At 41.0% G+C, this 18748-nt stretch carries 20 protein-coding genes; 15 read left to right on the top strand and 5 right to left on the bottom strand.

The window, feature by feature from the left end; genetic code table 11:
• The first annotated feature begins 30 nt into the window (after positions 1–30).
• Together DUT71_RS16065 and DUT71_RS16060 are read left to right on the top strand one after the other, a co-directional pair.
• Complete coding sequence (locus DUT71_RS16065; protein ID WP_113663561.1) at positions 31–231, top strand: YwbE family protein; 201 nt, start codon at positions 31–33, stop codon at positions 229–231.
• 153 nt (positions 232–384) lie between these two features.
• Positions 385–633 carry a DUF4834 family protein gene (locus DUT71_RS16060; protein WP_113663560.1) on the top strand — a complete coding sequence of 83 codons (249 nt, stop codon included), beginning with the start codon at positions 385–387 and terminating at the stop codon, positions 631–633.
• Positions 634–638: 5 nt separating this feature from the next.
• Here DUT71_RS16060 and DUT71_RS20480 read toward each other — a convergent pair whose 3' ends face one another.
• On the bottom strand, positions 639–803 hold the full coding sequence (locus tag DUT71_RS20480; protein WP_240186962.1) for a DUF1731 domain-containing protein: 165 nt from the start codon (positions 801–803) through the stop codon (positions 639–641).
• Positions 804–873: 70 nt separating this feature from the next.
• Positions 874–1959, bottom strand: a complete 1086-nt coding sequence (locus DUT71_RS16050) for an acyltransferase family protein (RefSeq protein ID WP_113663639.1) — start codon at positions 1957–1959, stop codon at positions 874–876.
• A 341-nt stretch (positions 1960–2300) separates the two neighbouring features.
• Between DUT71_RS16050 and DUT71_RS16045 the strand changes: the two genes are divergently transcribed.
• The 13 genes from DUT71_RS16045 to rfbA all read left to right on the top strand — a co-directional run bounded on the left by DUT71_RS16045 (position 2301) and on the right by rfbA (position 15358).
• Positions 2301–3152 (top strand): UDP-2,3-diacylglucosamine diphosphatase, encoded by an 852-nt coding sequence (locus tag DUT71_RS16045; protein WP_113663559.1) that lies wholly within the window; start codon positions 2301–2303, stop codon positions 3150–3152.
• Positions 3153–3181: 29 nt separating this feature from the next.
• Positions 3182–4168, top strand: coding sequence for a glycosyltransferase family protein (locus tag DUT71_RS16040; RefSeq protein ID WP_113663558.1), 987 nt, complete (start codon positions 3182–3184; stop codon positions 4166–4168).
• 29 nt (positions 4169–4197) lie between these two features.
• Positions 4198–5175: a DUF6427 family protein gene (locus tag DUT71_RS16035; RefSeq protein WP_113663557.1), complete on the top strand. Its 978-nt coding sequence runs from the start codon at positions 4198–4200 to the stop codon at positions 5173–5175.
• A gap of 252 nt (positions 5176–5427) precedes the next feature.
• A complete protein-coding gene (locus DUT71_RS16030) occupies positions 5428–6165 on the top strand; it encodes a type III pantothenate kinase (protein WP_113663556.1) in 738 nt (245 codons plus the stop codon).
• Complete coding sequence (locus DUT71_RS16025) at positions 6146–7477, top strand: hypothetical protein (protein ID WP_240186961.1); 1332 nt, start codon at positions 6146–6148, stop codon at positions 7475–7477. The genes DUT71_RS16030 and DUT71_RS16025 overlap by 20 nt, the downstream gene beginning before the upstream one ends.
• A 35-nt stretch (positions 7478–7512) precedes the next feature.
• The gene (locus DUT71_RS16020; RefSeq protein ID WP_113663555.1) at positions 7513–8073 is read left to right on the top strand and encodes an LptA/OstA family protein; all 561 of its coding nucleotides are present in this window, start codon (positions 7513–7515) and stop codon (positions 8071–8073) included.
• Positions 8074–8214: 141 nt separating this feature from the next.
• Positions 8215–10314, top strand: coding sequence for a peptidylprolyl isomerase (locus DUT71_RS16015; protein WP_113663554.1), 2100 nt, complete (start codon positions 8215–8217; stop codon positions 10312–10314).
• A gap of 115 nt (positions 10315–10429) precedes the next feature.
• Positions 10430–10945, top strand: a complete 516-nt coding sequence (locus DUT71_RS16010; RefSeq protein ID WP_113663553.1) for a DUF2480 family protein — start codon at positions 10430–10432, stop codon at positions 10943–10945.
• A 127-nt stretch (positions 10946–11072) separates the two neighbouring features.
• Positions 11073–11843 carry a DUF3108 domain-containing protein gene (locus DUT71_RS16005; protein ID WP_113663552.1) on the top strand — a complete coding sequence of 257 codons (771 nt, stop codon included), beginning with the start codon at positions 11073–11075 and terminating at the stop codon, positions 11841–11843.
• A gap of 80 nt (positions 11844–11923) precedes the next feature.
• Positions 11924–12490, top strand: coding sequence for a DUF3109 family protein (locus DUT71_RS16000; RefSeq protein WP_113663551.1), 567 nt, complete (start codon positions 11924–11926; stop codon positions 12488–12490).
• A gap of 74 nt (positions 12491–12564) precedes the next feature.
• The gene (rfbB, locus tag DUT71_RS15995; RefSeq protein ID WP_113663550.1) at positions 12565–13617 is read left to right on the top strand and encodes a dTDP-glucose 4,6-dehydratase; all 1053 of its coding nucleotides are present in this window, start codon (positions 12565–12567) and stop codon (positions 13615–13617) included.
• The gene (gene rfbD / locus DUT71_RS15990; RefSeq protein WP_113663549.1) at positions 13617–14480 is read left to right on the top strand and encodes a dTDP-4-dehydrorhamnose reductase; all 864 of its coding nucleotides are present in this window, start codon (positions 13617–13619) and stop codon (positions 14478–14480) included. The genes rfbB and rfbD overlap by 1 nt, the downstream gene beginning before the upstream one ends.
• Before the next feature lie 17 nt (positions 14481–14497).
• Positions 14498–15358: a glucose-1-phosphate thymidylyltransferase RfbA gene (gene rfbA, locus DUT71_RS15985; protein WP_113663548.1), complete on the top strand. Its 861-nt coding sequence runs from the start codon at positions 14498–14500 to the stop codon at positions 15356–15358.
• Between the two features lie 163 nt (positions 15359–15521).
• Here rfbA and DUT71_RS15980 read toward each other — a convergent pair whose 3' ends face one another.
• The 3 genes from DUT71_RS15980 to pyrH all read right to left on the bottom strand — a co-directional run bounded on the left by DUT71_RS15980 (position 15522) and on the right by pyrH (position 18735).
• Positions 15522–17261, bottom strand: a complete 1740-nt coding sequence (locus DUT71_RS15980; RefSeq protein WP_113663547.1) for an ABC transporter ATP-binding protein — start codon at positions 17259–17261, stop codon at positions 15522–15524.
• A gap of 156 nt (positions 17262–17417) precedes the next feature.
• Positions 17418–17981 (bottom strand): ribosome recycling factor, encoded by a 564-nt coding sequence (frr, locus tag DUT71_RS15975; protein WP_113663546.1) that lies wholly within the window; start codon positions 17979–17981, stop codon positions 17418–17420.
• A 46-nt stretch (positions 17982–18027) separates the two neighbouring features.
• The gene (pyrH, locus tag DUT71_RS15970) at positions 18028–18735 is read right to left on the bottom strand and encodes a UMP kinase (RefSeq protein ID WP_113663545.1); all 708 of its coding nucleotides are present in this window, start codon (positions 18733–18735) and stop codon (positions 18028–18030) included.
• Between the last annotated feature and the right edge of the window lie 13 nt (positions 18736–18748).

The raw sequence follows: 18748 nt of genomic DNA, 5'->3' as shown, positions 1-18748 counted from the left end.
ATTGGTTGTGAGTTTAATATTGTACACGAAATGCAAGGACAGAACAGAAAAGATATTTACCCAGGATTAGAAGTGGGGATTATTCTTAAAAAAGATCAAAGAAGCGGAAATGTGACTTACGGGATAGTTAAAAATTTATTGACTTCTGCAGCATTCCATTCGAGGGGGATAAAAGTGCGTTTGGAAGATGGACAGATAGGCAGAGTTTGCGAAATTGTAGACGAAGACTGATCATAAGTTTGATGGTAAGAAGAGCATAATACATGTCCTTTAGCGTGTAAAAGTTAAACAATTAACTTCGAATTGTAATGAAATTGCAATGAAAAGCGTTATTTGAAACAAAAAACTGTAGGCAAAGTCTATATTTGTAATAAGAGTAAAAAAATGGGATATATATTAAATTTTCTTTTAATAGCGATAATTGTTTTATGGGTAATCAGGTTACTGGTAAGAATGATATTTCCTGCTGTAATTAGAAATGCCTTTGGCAATATGCAAAACCAAGCTCAACAGCAGCAAAGACCTCGTCGTCCAGAAGGAACCATTTCTATAGATTACATGCCTCAGAAAGAAAAGAAAAAAGGCAATGCCGATAAATTAGGAGACTTCGTAGACTACGAAGAGGTGAAGTAAACCTGTTATATTCGTAAGCTCAATAAATCTCTGATAGCAGTGGCGGCGGTTAGATATTGGAATCTAAAACCGCTATCTTCCAATATTTTCGGATAAACACCCAAACCAAATTTAACCAAGTTGAGTAAACGCGGAAAAGCTCCATCGGCCCTGCCGAAAACAATTCCCATGCTAAGTGCAACCTGACGGTTGGCGTATTTGCAAAACCATTCACTATTGACTTACCTAGATTGATGTTGATTAATTTCTCGGCATATTCTTCGGAGACAACCATTTTCTAATCGGCAAATCATAAAACTTCATGGCTAAGTAAGCCACTACTAACTGCATGGCCATGAGCGATGGAATAACCCAGGCCAATGTTTGTGCGGTAGGCTGCACCTGTCCGTAGTAGTTCCCGAAAGACCAAAGCACAAAATAATGGGTGATGTAAAGCGGATAGGAAATTTGTCCAGAAAACCTGCAAATGCCCTGCTGGGCTGGATTTAATGCGGCTCCTGCTCCCAAAGCTACCAATAAAGGAAAATAAAGCACAATAATTAATGGTTCCGTAATCCAGTTCCATTCATCTCTAAAAGGAACAAAAAAACTGGCGGCAAGCAGCAAAGCCAATATCGGGAATCCCAAGTTATTTTTGATAATCAGCTGATAACGGAAAATGCACATGCCTGCTATAAAGGAAAAGGCAACTCTAGCGCCACCATGCCAAAAATTATCTTTTGACCAGCCTCCGCTAATATTCCCGGCAGTATTTGCCACATAGAAAATGCCAATTGCCGCTAACACGGCAAGCAATAATAACCAAACTCTTTTAAGGCGTTGCAATACCAAGGCATAGGCAATATTGGCTACGTATTCCCAGAAAAGGGTCCAAGCCGGAGCATTCAGGCCAAAATTATTAAAGGCCCTTTCGCCAATGATAGGGTAAGGGATCATTAATACAGAAGCAAAAAAGAGCCCTAACATTTTCCAGCCACTATAAGTTTCCCACTGGCTGCCAAAGGGATCAAAAATGAACGCCAGCACACCCAATATGGTGCCCAATACAACCAACGGATGCAACCTGATTAACCTTTGTTTAAAAAACGTTTTCAACCCCATTTGCGGCAATCTATCATCATAGGCATAGGCCACAACAAATCCAGAAAGGCAAAAGAAAAAATCTACAGCTAGATAAGCATGGGCAATTAAATCTTCAGGATGGGGCGTGTACATTTCAATAAAATGGAATACCACCACGCCAACAGCGGCAATGCCACGCAGGCCATCTAAAATTTCGAAATGTGTTTTGGTTGTTAAGGTCGGTTGTTGGGCAAATGCACTCATTTTGGTTCGGTTGAAATTCAATATTAAGTATTCCTATTGGCATGGGCAAAATTTTGATGTATGTACGTTGTTACATGAAACTTAGAGGCCATTTAAACAAACCTCATAGGTTTAATAGTGCAGTGTATAGTAAACCTATGAGGTTTTGGCTATAAAAAACATAACGGTGTGTTAACAATCAGTTAATCAGTGTGCTGCAATTTTGTATCAGATCATATTCTCAAAAGATGCTTGAACTATTTCTATTGGTATGCGTAATTGTTTTTGTGGCGTTTTTCTTTAGTCCATACGAATTGACCGTGGGCGAAGATGAAGATTAATTACTGTTCCCAAAATAATTTATGGAGAAAAGGAATGTAGAAATTGTGGTTATTTCTGATGTGCATTTGGGTACCTATGGCTGCCACGCTAAAGAATTGCTGAAGTACCTAAAAAGCATTAGGCCCAAAACGCTGATTTTAAACGGCGATATCATCGATATTTGGCAGTTCAGCAAGCGCTACTGGCCTGAAACCCACATGAAAATTTTGCGCAAACTGATGAAGTTTGTGGTAGAAGGTGTAGATGTTTATTATCTGACGGGAAACCATGACGAGCTGTTGCGCAAGTTTGCCGACATGAGTTTGGGCTCCTTTTACCTACAAAACAAGCTTATTTTGGAAATAGACGGGAAAAAGGCCTGGTTTTTTCATGGTGATATTTTTGACGTAACCATGCAGCACTCGAAATGGTTGGCTAAACTTGGTGCCATTGGCTACGACAGCTTGATTTTACTGAACAGTGTAGTGAATTGGGGCTTGAATTTGTTGGGGCGGGAAAAAATGAGCTTCTCTAAAAAAATCAAGGCCAAGTTTAAGGATGCCGTAAAGTTTATCAATAGTTTTGAGGACACGGCCGCAGAACTAGCCATTGAAAATGGTTATCATTACGTAGTTTGTGGGCATATCCACCAGCCTGAAAAAAGAAACATTGTTATGCAAGATGGGGAGGTGATGTATTTGAATAGCGGCGATTGGGTAGAAAACCTTACTGCTTTGGAATACAACCACGGACAATGGGAAATCTTTAGGTACGAAGCCAAAAACTTTGTAAAAGACGAAGTGGAATTGGGCGAACTCTCGGACGGGGATGACCTACATGGAAAACTTGACGTGAATATTTTATTGCAGAAAATTAAACTCGGAATTGGCTAACGCCTAAAAAATATGGATATTAGGAGCCAATGAGGATACTTTACGCGATACAGGGAACCGGTAATGGGCATGTGAGCAGGGCGAGGGAAATTGTCCCTCTTTTACAACAGCATGGCGAGGTAGATCTGTTGATTTCGGGCACGCAAGTGGATGTGAAATTGGTCCAGGAAATTAAGTATCGATTTCATGGTTTCAGTTTTATTTTTGGGAAAAAAGGCGGTGTAGATCATTACAAGACCTGGAAAAACATGGATCTATTCCAGTTCAGAAAAGACATGAAAGCCATTCCACTGCGTGACTACAATCTGATCCTGAACGATTTTGAGCCCATTTCTGCATGGGCCTGTAAGCTACAGGGCATTGAAAGTGTATCATTAAGCCACCAAGCATCATTTAAGTCCAAAAAAGTACCGCGTCCCAAAACCATTGATTGGGGAAAGCTTATCTTGAGCAGGTACGCACCAACTACGCATCATATTGGTTTTCATTTTGACAGGTATGATGATTTTATTTACAAACCTGTCATCAGGAGTGAAATTAGGCAGCTGCAACCGTCCAATTTGGGGCATTATACGGTTTACCTTCCAGCTATCGACGATAAGGACTTGGTAAACGTGCTGAAACAAATCCCACAGGTGCGTTGGGAAGTTTTCTCCAAACATGCCAAAATAGCCTACCATGATGCAAATGTGTTTGTAGAGCCCGTTAACAACGAAAAATTTAACGCAAGCATGGCCAGTTGCGCAGGTGTTTTTACCGGCGGAGGTTTTGAAGGGCCCGCCGAAGCCCTGCACCTGGGCAAGAAATTATTGGTGGCGCCAATGCGTTTCCAATACGAGCAGCAGTGCAACGCCTATGCTCTAAAACAGTTCGGGTTGCCTGTAATTTGGGGCAGTAACCGGCATTGGGTGCCTATTCTTCAAGAGTTTGTTGCCAATCCGCAGGAGCATCAATTTGATTTCCCCGATGAAACAGCTGCAATTATTGCCCATGCGGTAAACACTTTTGCCAGATAAATTTCTTTACTTTGCCTTCGTAATTTGGCATGATCAATCAGTTTAGAAGCTTACACCCCATTAACCTGTTATTGTTGGTTGCTTATACCGTTTTAATGCGGCTGGCTATCCTTTTTAATTTACCTGCCGAGCTTGATTTTGAAATACTGGAATCTTATACCAAGCTCTTCATCAACATTCCGGACAATGCACTCTCTCCCGAAGCCAATGTTTTTTTCGCTGCGGTGGTGGTATTGGTACAGGCACTCATTTTTAACAGAATCATCAACAACCACGGCCTTTTAAACAAGCCAAGCTATCTTCCAGCCTTGATGTACATCTCTGGCACAAGCTTATTTCTACAGTTTTTAGTGCTAAGCCCAGCGCTTATCTGTAATTTTCTGATGATTGTAGTGATCGATAAGTTTTTAAGACTCGCTAAAACGACAAATGCCATGAGCATTATGTTTGATTCGGGCATGGTCATCGCCATTGGAACCCTCATCTATTTTCCATTTATTATGCTATTGCTCATGTTATGGCTCAGCCTGCTTTTATATAGGCCTTTTAACTGGCGGGAATGGATTTCTGGGATCATCGGTTTTCTGACCATTTTTATGTTTGTGGCCGTGTTTTATTATTGGAACGATAACATCGATCGGTTTTTTGACATCTGGCAGCCGCTAACCAATAAATTCCCGGTCAACCTGCAAATCAATTACAACGATTATCTGGTGCTTATTCCGGTAGTCCTGATCATGATCATGGCCGTAATCCAGCTGCGGGATAATTTTTTCAGGAGCTTTATCAGTACACGTAAAGCTTTTCAAATGCTGTTTTTCATGTTTGTGGTTAGCATTGTGAGTTTTTACACCAAAAGGGGCGTTACCGTGGCACATTTTTTACTTTGCGTACCTTCAGGAGCGATACTGCTGGCCTACTATTTTTCCAACGCAAAAAAAAGGTGGTTTTACGAAACTCTTTTCGTAATCCTGGTGGCTTGTATCCAATACTTTTTGTTCGTTTAAACACGGCCACAAATGCACAAAATGAAGTAGGGTTTATGGGTAGTTTGGAAGGCATATCCCGGATGTATGCCTTAAAAGGGAAACCTGAAAATCCGTAGCCGTGGTTAACAAATGATCTGCAAATAATTAGGTTTAACCTTTTTTAACAAATTGATACCTCGAAACTTGCCAAAGATGGTTAGATTTGTGGCATGAAACGGTTGACAATGTTTCTTTCTATTCTTAACTCGTTGTTGGTAATGTAAATATTTGATGAATAATCTAGTCATAGATATTGGCAACACCTATAGCAAACTAGCAATATTTGAGCAAAAAGAACTCCTCTATTTCGAGCAGCTTGAAAAAATAGAAGAGGCTAATCTCTTAAAACTAATTGCCGAGTATAAGATTGTAAGTTCAACGGTTTCGAGTGTAGGAAATGAGATTGATGATTTGGAAAAACTGCTAAAACAGCACACAACGTATGTGCGATTTAGCACCCAGATTGTTGGCGGTATAAAGAGCTATTATGAAAGTCCGCAAACTTTAGGGCTGGACAGGTGGGCAAAGGTAATTGCCGCCCATTGCTTGTACCCCGGCCAAAACACCCTGATGATTGATGCAGGGACTTGCATTACCTACGATGTACTTACCGCAAATAATGAATACTTTGGAGGAAGTATAAGCTTGGGATTGAATATGCGGTTTAAAGCATTAAACCACTACACCGGCCGTTTGCCCCTGGTTACTTGGGATAAAAGCCAAGAAATAATTGCCGAAGGGAGCAATACCCAAAATGCCATCAAAAGAGGGGTGTTGCAGGGAGCGGTGAACGAAATAGCGGGCTTTATTGCCCTGGAACAAAAAAGAAACCCCAATTTACAGGTGGTTTTAACGGGGGGTGATTCGCTTTTTTTGAACAAGCAATTAAAAAATAGCATATTTGCCGCCCAGATTACCCATGAACCATATTTGGTTTTAAAAGGATTGAATGAAGTTATCACATTATAAAATGAACAAAAAAATGAAGCATGTGTATGTTGCTTGCCTGCTAATGGTTTCTCTAGGAGCTTATGCGCAATCAACCGTGCAGTCGCCATATTCTAAGTTTGGTTTAGGAAACCTTAGAGGTTCTGTTTTACCTAACCAAAGGGCTATGGGTGGTATTTCTACAGGTGTTTTTAAGTCAAGCTATATTAGCAACATCAACATGCAAAACCCAGCCTCCTATGCAGGTATTAATTTAACTACCTTGGATATTGGCATGTCGGGAAGTTTTACCAGCTTAAAAACCAATAGCTTAAATGAGCAGAGCTTCAACGCTTCATTAAGCCATTTGGCGATGGCCTTCCCAGTATCATCAAAATCGGCACTTAGTGTTGGTATTTTACCTTACTCAGAACTGGGATATGATTTCAGCAACCGCATGACCGTGGGCAACACTACCGAAAATACCAAAACAGTAGATTATTTATACAGTGGCGAAGGTGGTTTATCCAAAGCTTATATCGGCTATGGTATCCAATTCGGTGACCATTTTAGAATTGGGGCCAATGCCGAATATCTTTTTGGTAACTTGATCCAAAACCGTTCAACCGAATATGTAAATGATGCGGGAGCCATCAATTCACGCGACCAGTTGAAAAACAGTGTATTTGGTTTTAACTTCAGCTACGGAGCTCAATATGATTTCCGCCTAGGTAATAAAACCTCGTTGGTATTGGGCTACTCTGGTTCTGCTGCTTCAAAACTGAATTCAGAAAAAAGCCAGTACATCACCATTTATCAAAAAGATTCACAGGGCAACGAATTGTCGGCTTTGGATACCCTGTACGCCATTGAAAATGGGAAAACTAATTTGAAATTACCGCTGGTGCACAATTTTGGGTTTTCCTTGCACAAAGAAAATAAATGGCTGATCGGGGCTGATTATCGTATGGGCAAATGGTCGGAAATGTCCATCGACAATGTGAATCAGAACCTGAAAGATACGTATGGGTTTTCCGTTGGGGGGCAATTTACGCCCGATATTTCGGCTATTAACGGCTATTTCAAAAGGGTAGATTACCGTTTGGGCTTCTCCTACGACAAGACTTATATCCAAATGAATAACCAAGATGTGAAGCAAATGGCTTTAACTTTCGGTTTGGGGCTACCACTGCAAGCGGCCTATGCCAGATCATCATTCTATAAAATGAACGTTTCTGCAGAAATTGGAAGAAGGGGTAAAGTGAGCAATGGACTTATCCAGGAGCGTTATGTGAACATTCATCTAGGATTTATGCTAAACGACAGATGGTTCCAAAGATTTAGGTTCGATTAATCTGTCGGCTGTTGCAGCATTTCATTTAATAGGTCATGAACAGGTTTTTTCTTCTCTCGCTTGGCGCTATCTGCTTGTCGTTATTGGCCTGCGAAGGTGATGACCTAAAAAAGGTTTCGGCCATTGCCGCCAATAAAATTACGCTTAGCAAAGATCGTACTTACGGCGTGGAGATTATCTACAGTGATTCGGCCAAGGTAAAAGCCAAGGGCTACGCTCCCATTTTGGATAAAGTAACTCCATCTGCGGGAGCAATTTACAGTGAGATGCCCAAAGGCGTGAAAATTTATTTTTACGATGATTTTATGAAAACCAAAGGCAGTATCACTTCTGGCTATGCCATCAACAAAGAAACAGAACGAATTACCATTTTCAGGAAAAACGTGGTTGTGGTAACAGATGATATGACCTTCACCACCGAAGAACTCACCTGGAACGAAAACACCAAAATGTACAACTCACCAGCGGGTACGGTAACCACCAAAGATGGCAATGTACTAAGGGGAACCAGTTTTTCGGCCCCTCAGGATTTCAGTACCTATAGCATTACCCTGCCTTCGGCGGATGCTTATATCGAGAACGGAAAACTGCCTTAAAACAACAGGAAATTTGGGCCATATCTGCCTAATTTTCAAGTTAAAAAACAATTGAAATTTAATATTTTCTAATTTGGCGCAAATTTGTATCTTGCGCCCTCTTAAAATTTACTAACAAAATAAAGATTTATAAAGAATAGTATGGGTTTAATGACTTTCATGCGTACCAAAATGGGCTACTTTTTAGTGGGTGGTATTGCAGTGGTGCTGGCGTTATTTGTTTTAGAGCCTTTGTTGCAGCAAGGTACAGCAATATTTGGAGCAGCATCAAGAACAGTTGTAGGAAGCATTGATGGCGAAGAAGTGAAATACGATGCGTTCAACGCAAAAGTAGAGCAAACTTCTGCACAGTTTAAACAACAGTATGGTGGTGTAATGAACGCCCAAATGCAGTCAATGGCTGTGGACCAGGCTTGGCAATCGGAAATTGCAAATGTTGTGTTGGGCAAAGAGTTTGAAAGAGTTGGTTTAACCGTTTCTTCTGATGAGCTTTTTGATTTGGTGCAGGGTAAAAACCCAAGCCCTTTGATTACCCAATATTTTGGAAATCCGCAAACAGGCCAATTTGATAGAACCGCCGTAATGACTTCATTGAAAAGCAGGGACAAGAACCCTCAGCTAGCTCAGCAGTGGTTAATTTTGGAAAGTGAAATCGAAAAACAAGCGCTCCAGCAGAAATACAATAAGTTGGTCAGTAACTCTGTTTACGTAACCAACCTGGAAGCAAATGATGAGTACACCAACCGTAACAAGCTGGTGAACTTTAAATATGTAAACCTTGATTATAGCGCTATTTTAGACGCCAACGTTAAGCTGGACGATGCAGATTATAAGGCGTACTACGAAGAAAACAAAAAACGTTTTGATAATCCTCAGGAAAGAAGAGATTTCAAATATGTTTCTTTCAGTATTTTGCCTACTGCAGCGGATAGTGCCATCGTAAAAGCTCAAATTGAGAAATTGGCCGCTGATTTCAAGACTACTCCTAATGATTCTTTATTCTCTGCAAACAACTCGGATGTTAAAATCCCATATACCTACCTCTCAAAAGGCAAATTGGATCCAGCGGTTGATTCGGTAATCTTCAACTATCCGGTAGGAAGTTTCTACGGGCCAAAATTCTCTGGAAACTCTTACAAATTGGTTAAAGTAGTGGATAGCCGTTTCTCTCCAGATTCAGTTAAGGCAGCGCACATTTTGATTAATCCGGCGCAAGTTGGTGGCGAAGAAAAAGCCTTCAAACTGGCCGACTCTTTAAAAGCCCTGGCGCAAGGTGGAAGTAACTTTGCAGATCTGGCCAAAAAATTCAGCGTTGATGGTTCAAAAGACCAAGGCGGAGATTTAGGTACTTTTGCTCGTGGTGCAATGGTGCCAGAGTTTGAAAATGCTTCTTTCAATGGCAAAGCTGGTGATATCAAAGTAGTGAAATCTCAGTTTGGTGTTCACGTGATCAAAATCGAAAAACAAGTAGGTTCATCCAAAGTAGTGAAGTTGGCTTACATCGAGAAAAACTTGGCACCTAGCCAAAAAACCAGAGATGCGGCCTACAAAAAAGCAACTGCTTTCCTAAACGAAGTAAAATCTGATAATTTTAGTGCCTTGGCCCAAAAACAGGGCTATACCGTTGGAGTAGCTGACGGAATTACCGCTACCCAGGGATATGCACCTGGTCTGGATAACCCTCGCCAACTGATCAGGGAAGGTTATGAAGCAGATAAAGGAGAGGTATTGCCACAGGTTTACACTATGGACAACGCCTATGTAGTTGCCCAATTAACCGGCATTAAACCAAAAGGCCAACTATCTTTAGAAGACGTGAAAAAGCAAATTGAACCTCAGGTGCTAAACGCTAAGAAAGCTAAAATGTTGACAGAGAAATTTGACAAAGCTTTAGCTGGCACTTCTACTATTGAAGCAGTAGCCCAAAAAGTGGGTAAAACAGCTACTCCAGTGCAAAACATGGTGTTCGCCAACCCTATTATCCCTGGTTTATCACAGGAAAACAAAGTGGTGGGAACAGTGTTCGGCTCGCAAGTAGGAAAACTTTCTAAGGCAGTTAGCGGCGATAGAGGCGTATATGTTTTTGTGGTAGAAGGTTTCACTAATCCAGCGCCTTTAGCAAACACATTCAAGCAAAAACAAGGAATGATGATGAATATTAGCCAACGTGCGCTAGGCGGTGCATTCCAAGCATTGCAAGAAAAAGCCAACATAAAAGACAATAGGGTGAAATTCTATTAATCTTAATTACTTAATTTTGTAACCGTCTCGACTTTACATCGAGGCGGTTTTTTGTTTTAAAGAGAAGCTCAATAGACTTTTAGCGCTTTTAACTTTACACTTTTGACTTAGCAAAATGGACATTCAAGAAAACATCGTTAATAAAGTTGCAGCTAGCGGACTAATCACGTTTAACCTGGAAGACTATCTGGAGAACGGCGAGCGTGTGCTGTATGATATCAAGGACAACCTTTTTCACGGATTGATGTTGAGGGAAAAGGACTTCCGCGACTTTGTAAAGGAACATGATTGGCAACAATACCAGGATAAGAATATCGCCATAACCTGTACCGCCGATGCCATTGTGCCAACTTGGGCATATATGCTACTGGCTAATAAAATGAGGCCATTTGCAAACCAAGTGGTGTTTGGTAGCCTCGAAACATTGGAAACGGTTTTGTTTTCGAAGGCCTTGGCTCAAATCAATCTGGAAGACTATGCCGGACAAAGGGTAGTGGTTAAAGGCTGTGCCAACCCGCAAATCCCAATTTCGGCCTATGTAGAAGTTACGGCGCTGTTAACGCCCGTAGTAAAAAGCCTCATGTACGGCGAGCCTTGTTCAACCGTGCCACTGTACAAGAGAAAAGACTAGCAAATTATTTTTGCGAAAGCGTATATTTGCCTTTATTTTATTCTTTTGCCGCTGCGTTTTAACAAATGTTAACATCTGTTCCCTCACATATTCTAAAAATTGGATTACTTTTTGTTTTAACCAGGGCATGAGAAAATTAGCGTTGATATTAGCGATAGTTGCTTGCGGGAATCTTGTACATGCTCAAGAACTGCCCATTAAGAAAGAAGCCGCCTTTAAAGAAGGCGAGGTACTTACCTACAGGTTGAAATACGGTTTTATCACGGCCGCCGAAGCAACCATTAAAGTGGAAGCCTCCGACATGAAGTTTGACGGAAACCCCACCTATCGTTTGGTGGTTGATGCACGTACATCGGGCACTTTCGATATCTTCTATAAAATCAGGGACCATTACGATTCGTATATCCATAAAACAGAACTGACCCCTTATTTTTACCAAGAAGACATCAGGGAAGCAAGTTATCGTAGGCAGGACAAAGCCAGGTTTTACCAGGATAACAAAAAGGTAGTAGCGAACAGAGGCACCTTTAGTACACCAACTACGCAAACTTTTGATTTGGTTTCGGCTTACTATTTCGCCCGTAGCCTGGATATTTCCAAGCTGAAAATAAACGATACCTTTAAGCTGAATTATTTTTTGGGCGATGAGATCTCGTCGCTCGAGATACAGTATGTTGGTAAGGAAACCATTAAATCTAAACTGGGTAAAATCAACTGTCTTAAGTTTAGCCCTTCCATTAAGCCGGGGCGTATTTTTAGAAAAGACAGTAAATTGTACCTTTGGATTACCGATGATGGAAACCGCGTTCCCGTAAAAGCTCAAGTTGAAATACTGGTGGGGTCCGTAACACTCGAAATAAAATCAGCCGAAGGCTTAAAATACCCAATAGGAAAATAACAAAAACTAATTGGTTAACTTTGGAAACGGTACAACGCAAACAATTGGCCAATTTATACAAATAAACAGCAACCGTAACAATGATAGAAGTTCAAAGTACCTTATTGCACGAAGACCTGATCAAAGAGGATTTTGTGTGCAATTTAGGCAAGTGTAAAGGAATTTGTTGTATAGAGGGAGATGCAGGTGCCCCACTTGAACAATCAGAAAAGGCAATTTTAGCGGAAATATACCCTAAGATAAAGCATTTACTGGCACCCAAAGGGATAGCGGCCATTGAGCAATATGGAACTTCGGTAATAGATTTGGACGGAGATTTGACCACCCCTTGTGTAGATGGACATAAGGAGTGCGCCTATGTGACTTTCGAAAATGGCATCACCAAATGTGCCATCGAAAAAGCTTATGAACAAGGTTTGATAGACTGGAAAAAGCCTATTTCGTGCCATCTATATCCCATCAGGATTACCCAATACCCTGAATTTGACGTGCTGAACTATGACAGGTGGCACATCTGTAAAGATGCTTGCACTTTTGGAAGGGAGCTGAAAGTACCGGTTTATAAATTCCTTAAAGATCCTTTAATCAGAAAGTATGGTGAGGATTGGTATGCCGAACTCGAAGAAAACTTGGCGGATCAAAGCTAAATTCCTTAATTGTTTTAATTTTAGATAAATAGAGACTTTCTTATATTTTTGTAAGAAACAAGATACATATTGCTTTGAAGAAAATATTAATCACAGGTGGTGCAGGTTTTATCGGCTCTCACGTAGTTCGTCGGTTTGTAAACAATTATCCCGATTATCAAATCGTAAATTTGGATAAATTGACCTATGCGGGTAATTTGGCGAACCTAACAGATGTAGAAAATCGGCCCAATTACAGATTTGTCAAAATCGATATCACAGATGCCCAGGCAATTAATGAACTGTTTGCGGAGGAAAACTTCGATGCAGTGGTTCATTTGGCCGCAGAAAGCCACGTTGACCGTTCTATTGTTGATCCTACGGCTTTTGTAATGACCAACGTAATTGGAACGGTTAACCTGTTAAACGCGGCCAGAGAGTATTGGAAAAACGACTATAAGCAAAAACGTTTTTACCATATCAGTACTGATGAAGTGTATGGTGCTTTAGGAGAAACAGGGATGTTCACAGAAACTACTGCCTACGATCCGCACAGCCCTTACTCGGCTTCAAAAGCAAGCTCTGATCACTTTGTTAGAGCCTACCATGATACCTACGGTATGGACTGTGTAATCTCAAATTGCTCCAACAATTACGGCTCGCACCATTTCCCGGAAAAGCTAATTCCTTTGGCCATTAACAATATTAAAAACAATAAGCCCGTACCTGTTTACGGTAAAGGTGAAAACGTAAGGGATTGGCTTTGGGTAGAAGATCATGCCAGAGCAATTGATGTGATTTTCCATCAAGCAAAAACCGGCCAGACCTACAACATTGGCGGGCATAACGAATGGAAAAACATTGATTTGATCCACTTGCTCTGCAAAATCATGGACAAGAAACTAGGCCGTAAAGACGGAGAATCTGCACAACTGATTACGTTTGTTACGGACAGGGCTGGCCACGATTTGCGATATGCCATTGATTCGACCAAGCTACAAAAAGAACTCAACTGGGTGCCTAGCCTGCAATTTGAAGAAGGTTTGGAGAAAACCGTAGATTGGTATTTAGCTAACGAAGAATGGTTGAATAATGTGACTTCTGGGAATTATCAGTCTTATTACGAAAAGCAGTACAAAAACAGATAATGGGCAATATTGTAGTCATAGGAGCTGGAGGACAATTAGGCCAATGCATTAAAAAAATAGCAGGTTTAAGAGTAATCGAAAATGTAGTTTTTCCCGATGAAAATACAGCTAATATTTTAGATGTATCGGCATTAAATCTCCTTTTTGATCAAACCAAGCCATCTTATGTGGTTAATTGTGCCGCATACACAGCCGTTGACAAGGCAGAAGACGAAGCGGATATTGCCAAGGCGGTAAATGAAACTGGGGCTAAAAATTTAGCCCAGCTTTGTAAAAAATATCAAGCTACGCTCATCCATATTTCCACAGATTTTGTATTTGAAGGCAAGGAAGTAAAGCTGCTAAAAGAGGATGACAAAGCCAATCCAATTAGCGTTTACGGCGCAACAAAGTTGGATGGTGAATTGGCAATCATCAACGAATTGGATACTCATGTCATTATTCGTACCAGTTGGTTATATTCTGAGTTTGCCAATAACTTTGTGAAAACCATGCTGAAACTTGGTGCCGAGCGTGATGAGCTGAATGTTATTGCGGATCAAGTAGGGACACCTACTTATGCCGTTGACCTAGCCAATATTATTTTTGATATCATTCAAAATCCCCAAAAAAAATATGGTATTTATCATTTTAGTAATGAGGGCGTAACCTCATGGTATGATTTTGCAAAGGCAATATTCGACCTGAGTGGTACAAAAGTGAACGTAAATCCAATACCAACAAGCGCTTATCCAACCAAAGCCAAAAGGCCTCCTTTTTCGGTAATGGATAAAACAAAAATAAAAGCCGACTACAGCGTTCAAGTGCCTTATTGGCTAGATAGTTTAAAGGTTTGCATGGAGGCGCTTAAATCTAATCATTAACCAAAAAACTGAACCATATGAAAGGGATAATATTAGCCGGCGGTAGCGGCACCAGATTGCACCCGTTAACTTTAGCTTGCAGCAAGCAAATGATGCCGGTTTATGATAAGCCAATGATCTACTATCCATTGTCGACCTTGATGCTGGCGGGGATCCATGAAATCCTGATCATTTCAACGCCTCGTGATTTGCCTAATTTTCAAAAGCTACTTGGCGATGGAACTTCTTTAGGTTGTAAGTTTAGCTATGCGGTACAACCGGAACCCAATGGATTGGCGCAAGCCTTTGTTATCGGAGAGGAGTTTATCGGTAAAGATAAAGTGGCCTTGGTATTGGGCGATAATATTTTTTATGGCGATGGAATAGCCAAACTGCTACAGAACAGTGCTGATCCTAATGGAGGTGTTGTTTTTGCCTACCAGGTATCAGACCCAGAGCGCTACGGTGTAGTAGAATTTGATAAGGACAACAAAGTGATTTCCATTGAAGAAAAACCTGCACAGCCTAAGTCAGATTATGCGGTGCCAGGTTTATATTTCTACGATAACGAGGTCATCGAGATTGCCAAAAATATCCAACCTTCTGCCCGTGGGGAATATGAAATAACCGACGTTAACAAGGTTTATTTAGAAAGAGGAAAACTGAAGGTAGGCGTATTGAGCCGTGGTACAGCCTGGCTAGATACCGGAACCTTTGCGTCGTTGATGCAAGCGGGACAATTTGTGCAGATTATCGAAGAAAGACAGGGCCTAAAGATTGGATGTATTGAAGAAATTGCCTATCGTATGGGATTTATCACCGCAGATCAATTAAAAGAAATTGCTAAACCCTTGGTGAAAAGTGGTTACGGCGAATACCTCTTAAAGATTGTAAAGTAAACAATGAAGGCCGCGAATATTCGTGGCCTTCATTGTTTGTTATCCGTCAATTCGAATTGCAGCTTGTCATTCCGAGGAACTGCCTGCCCCGATACATCGGGGAGGAATCTGCTGCTAAAATAGGAATTGATTCTTCGCTTTGCCCAGCATGACAAATCGTTCATTACCTCTCTCCAACTTGCTGTCTCCACATGGCGTAGTACAGTCCTTTTTCTTCCAATAAGTCTTCGTGTTTGCCTTGCTCGGTAATTTGGCCTTTCTCCAAAACATAAATCCTATCGGCATGGCGAATGGTAGACAAACGGTGAGCAATTAAAATGGTAATCTGTTCACTCAATTTAGATACATCTTTAATCGTTGCGGTAATCTCCTCTTCGGTAATAGAATCCAGAGAAGAAGTAGCCTCATCGAACACCAAAATATCCGGGTTACGCAATAAAGCTCTAGCAATGGATAATCGTTGTTTTTCTCCACCCGAAACTTTAACCCCTCCTTCGCCAATAACGCTGTCTAAACCTTTGTCGGCTCTGGCCAATAAAGTATGGCAAGCCGCTTGACGAAGTACCTTTAGGCATTCCTCATCGCTGGCATTGGGTTTCACAAACTGTAGGTTTTCTCTAATCGTTCCGGAAAACAATTGGGTATCTTGAGTAACGAAGCCAATTTTTTCTCTCAATTGATCAAGATTGATTTCCCTGCCGGAGATATTATTGTAGAACACATTGCCTTCTACAGGCTGATAAAGGCCAACCAATAATTTCACCAACGTTGTTTTGCCAGAGCCTGATGGACCGACAAAGGCGATAGTTTCTCCTTTATTTACACTGAAGTTAATATGGTTTAAGGCATTGGTCTTGCCTGTAAGATGCTTAAAGCTGATACCATCGAACGTAAGCTGTTCAATTTTATGCAAAGGTTTCGGATTGTCTGGTTTTTGATCAATGGGAGTGCTCAGGATTGCTTTAAACCTGCCCAACGATACTTCGGCTTCCCTCCAGGCTAAAATGACGTTTCCGAGCTCCTGTAATGGCCCAAACAAAAAGAAAGAGTAAAACAGGAACGAGAAATATTGTCCAGGGGAAATGGTGTTCTCAAAAATCAAGATCAATAATACCACAATCATGATACTGCGCACCAAATTCACCGTGGTACCCTGCACAAAGCTCATGCCCCGTACAAACTTTACTTTCTTGAGCTCTAAACCCAAAATCTTGTAGGTGGTTTTGTTCAACCTTTCAATCTCTTGGTTGGCCAAGCCCAAGCTTTTTACCAGTTCAATATTGCGAAGGGATTCGGTGGTTGAGCCTGCCAAAGCTGTAGTTTCTGCTACAATAGAGCGTTGTATGGTCTTGATTTTTCTGCTCAGGAACCAACTGATAAATGCGATAACCGGAATAGATGCGGCATAAATTAACGTTACCTTGTAGCTTACTGTTAGGGAGTAAACGATCACGAAAACCATTCCGATCAAACTCACGAAAAGAATGCTGATAAAAGAAGTGATAAATTTCTCGCAATCTATCCTTACTTTCTGCAAAACGCCCAAAGTTTCGCCGCTGCGTTGATCTTCAAAAACCTGGTAGGGGAGTTCCAGGGAATGCTTTAAACCATCGGCATACATTTTGGCACCTACTTTTTGTACAATAATATTGGTGAAATAGTCTTGGAAATTCTTCGCAATCCTGGAAACCATTGCGGCGCCTATAGCAAGGCCAACCAATCCTAATACACCCCATATATATTCAGAGCGCCCAAGAATATCTTTTTTTTCGATGAATCGGTCTACAATTTGGCCAGTAAAATATGGGTCCATAAGAGAGAAGCCAATGTTTACCGCAGCTAAAAATAGTGCAAGTACTACCACCCACTTATATGCTTTGAGGTAATCGAGTAATAAATTCATTTTTGTTTTGTGATTGGGATGCAAAAATAAAAAAAGGGAATGTAGCTGAGTTACATTCCCTTTTATATTACAATTTAACGATATTGTTAGAAACTGTTTAAGAACAACTGGTGGGTTTATAGGTTTGTTTTGGCGTGTATGCCAAAGCCCAGTTTCTTAAACGGTCATGATATCTTTTTCTTTCACTTCAGCGTGCTTGTCTACCTTTACAATATAGCTGTCGGTAATTTTCTGCACTTCTGCTTCGCCGGCCTTGATTTCGTCGTCAGATACGCTGTCGGCTTTCAATTTCTTGATTTTTTCATTGGCATCTTTACGAATGTTGCGGATAGCGATTTTCCCTTTCTCCGCTTCTTCCTTTACTTTTTTCACGAGCTCTTTCCTACGTTCCTCAGTTAGGGGCGGTACAACCAAACGGATGATAGAACCATCATTTTGAGGATTGATGCCAATGTTAGCTTCCATAATTGCTCTTTCAATAGGAATTAACATGTTTTTTTCCCAAGGTTGAATTACGATGGTACGGGCATCGGGCGTATTAATTGCGCCTACCTGCGCCAATGGCGTTGGGTTGCCATAATACTCTACCATAATCCCATCTAGCATACCAGCTGAAGCTTTTCCGGCTCTAATTTTTGTCAGTTCAGCTTCACAGTGTGTAATGGCCTTCTCCATAGTGGCCTGTGCGTCTGTTAGCTGTTTCTTTATGAGGTCATTCATTGTTCTGAGTGATTTATATGCAAAAATATAAAATAATGGCCATAAATTAACCTTGCACCAAAGTGCCAATTTCTTCGCCTTTGGCAATTTTCATGAAGTTTCCGGCTTTGTTCATGTCAAAAACGATAATTGGAAGATCGTTTTCTTCGCACAGGGTGAAAGCCGTCATATCCATCACGTTAAGATCCTTATCATACACTTCTTTAAAGGATAATGTTTGATATTTGGTAGCAGTGGGATCTTTTTCAGGATCGGCCGTATAAATGCCGTCTACGCGAGTCCCTTTAAGCACTACATCTGCATTGATTTCGATGGCTCTTAGTGCGGCGGCAGAGTCTGTAGTGAAGTAAGGGTTTCCGGTACCTGCACCGAAAATAACCACACGTCCTTTTTCCAAGTGCCTAACCGCTCTTCTACGTACAAAAGGCTCGCAGATTTGCTCCATTTTAATGGCCGAAAGTAAACGGGTTTTTAAACCTACTTTTTCTAGGGCGTCTTGTAGTGCCATGCTGTTGATTACCGTAGCTAACATCCCCATGTAGTCAGCCTGTGCCCTGTCCATTCCAGATTTTTCAGCACTTAAACCTCTAAAAATATTGCCCCCGCCTATTACAATCGCTATTTCTAGTCCTTCGTCGTGAACCGCTTTGATATCTTCTGCGTACTGTTTAACTCTTTCGTTATCAATGCCGTATTGCTTTTCGCCCATTAGCGATTCGCCACTCAGTTTAAGTAAAATCCGTTTATATTTCATAAAAGGCAAAATT

Source organism: Pedobacter nanyangensis (assembly GCF_003313505.1).
GTDB classification, from domain to species: Bacteria; Bacteroidota; Bacteroidia; order Sphingobacteriales; family Sphingobacteriaceae; genus Pedobacter; species Pedobacter nanyangensis.
The sequence above is the reverse complement of the archived record's forward strand: the minus strand, read 5'-3'. Positions and strand labels throughout refer to the sequence as shown.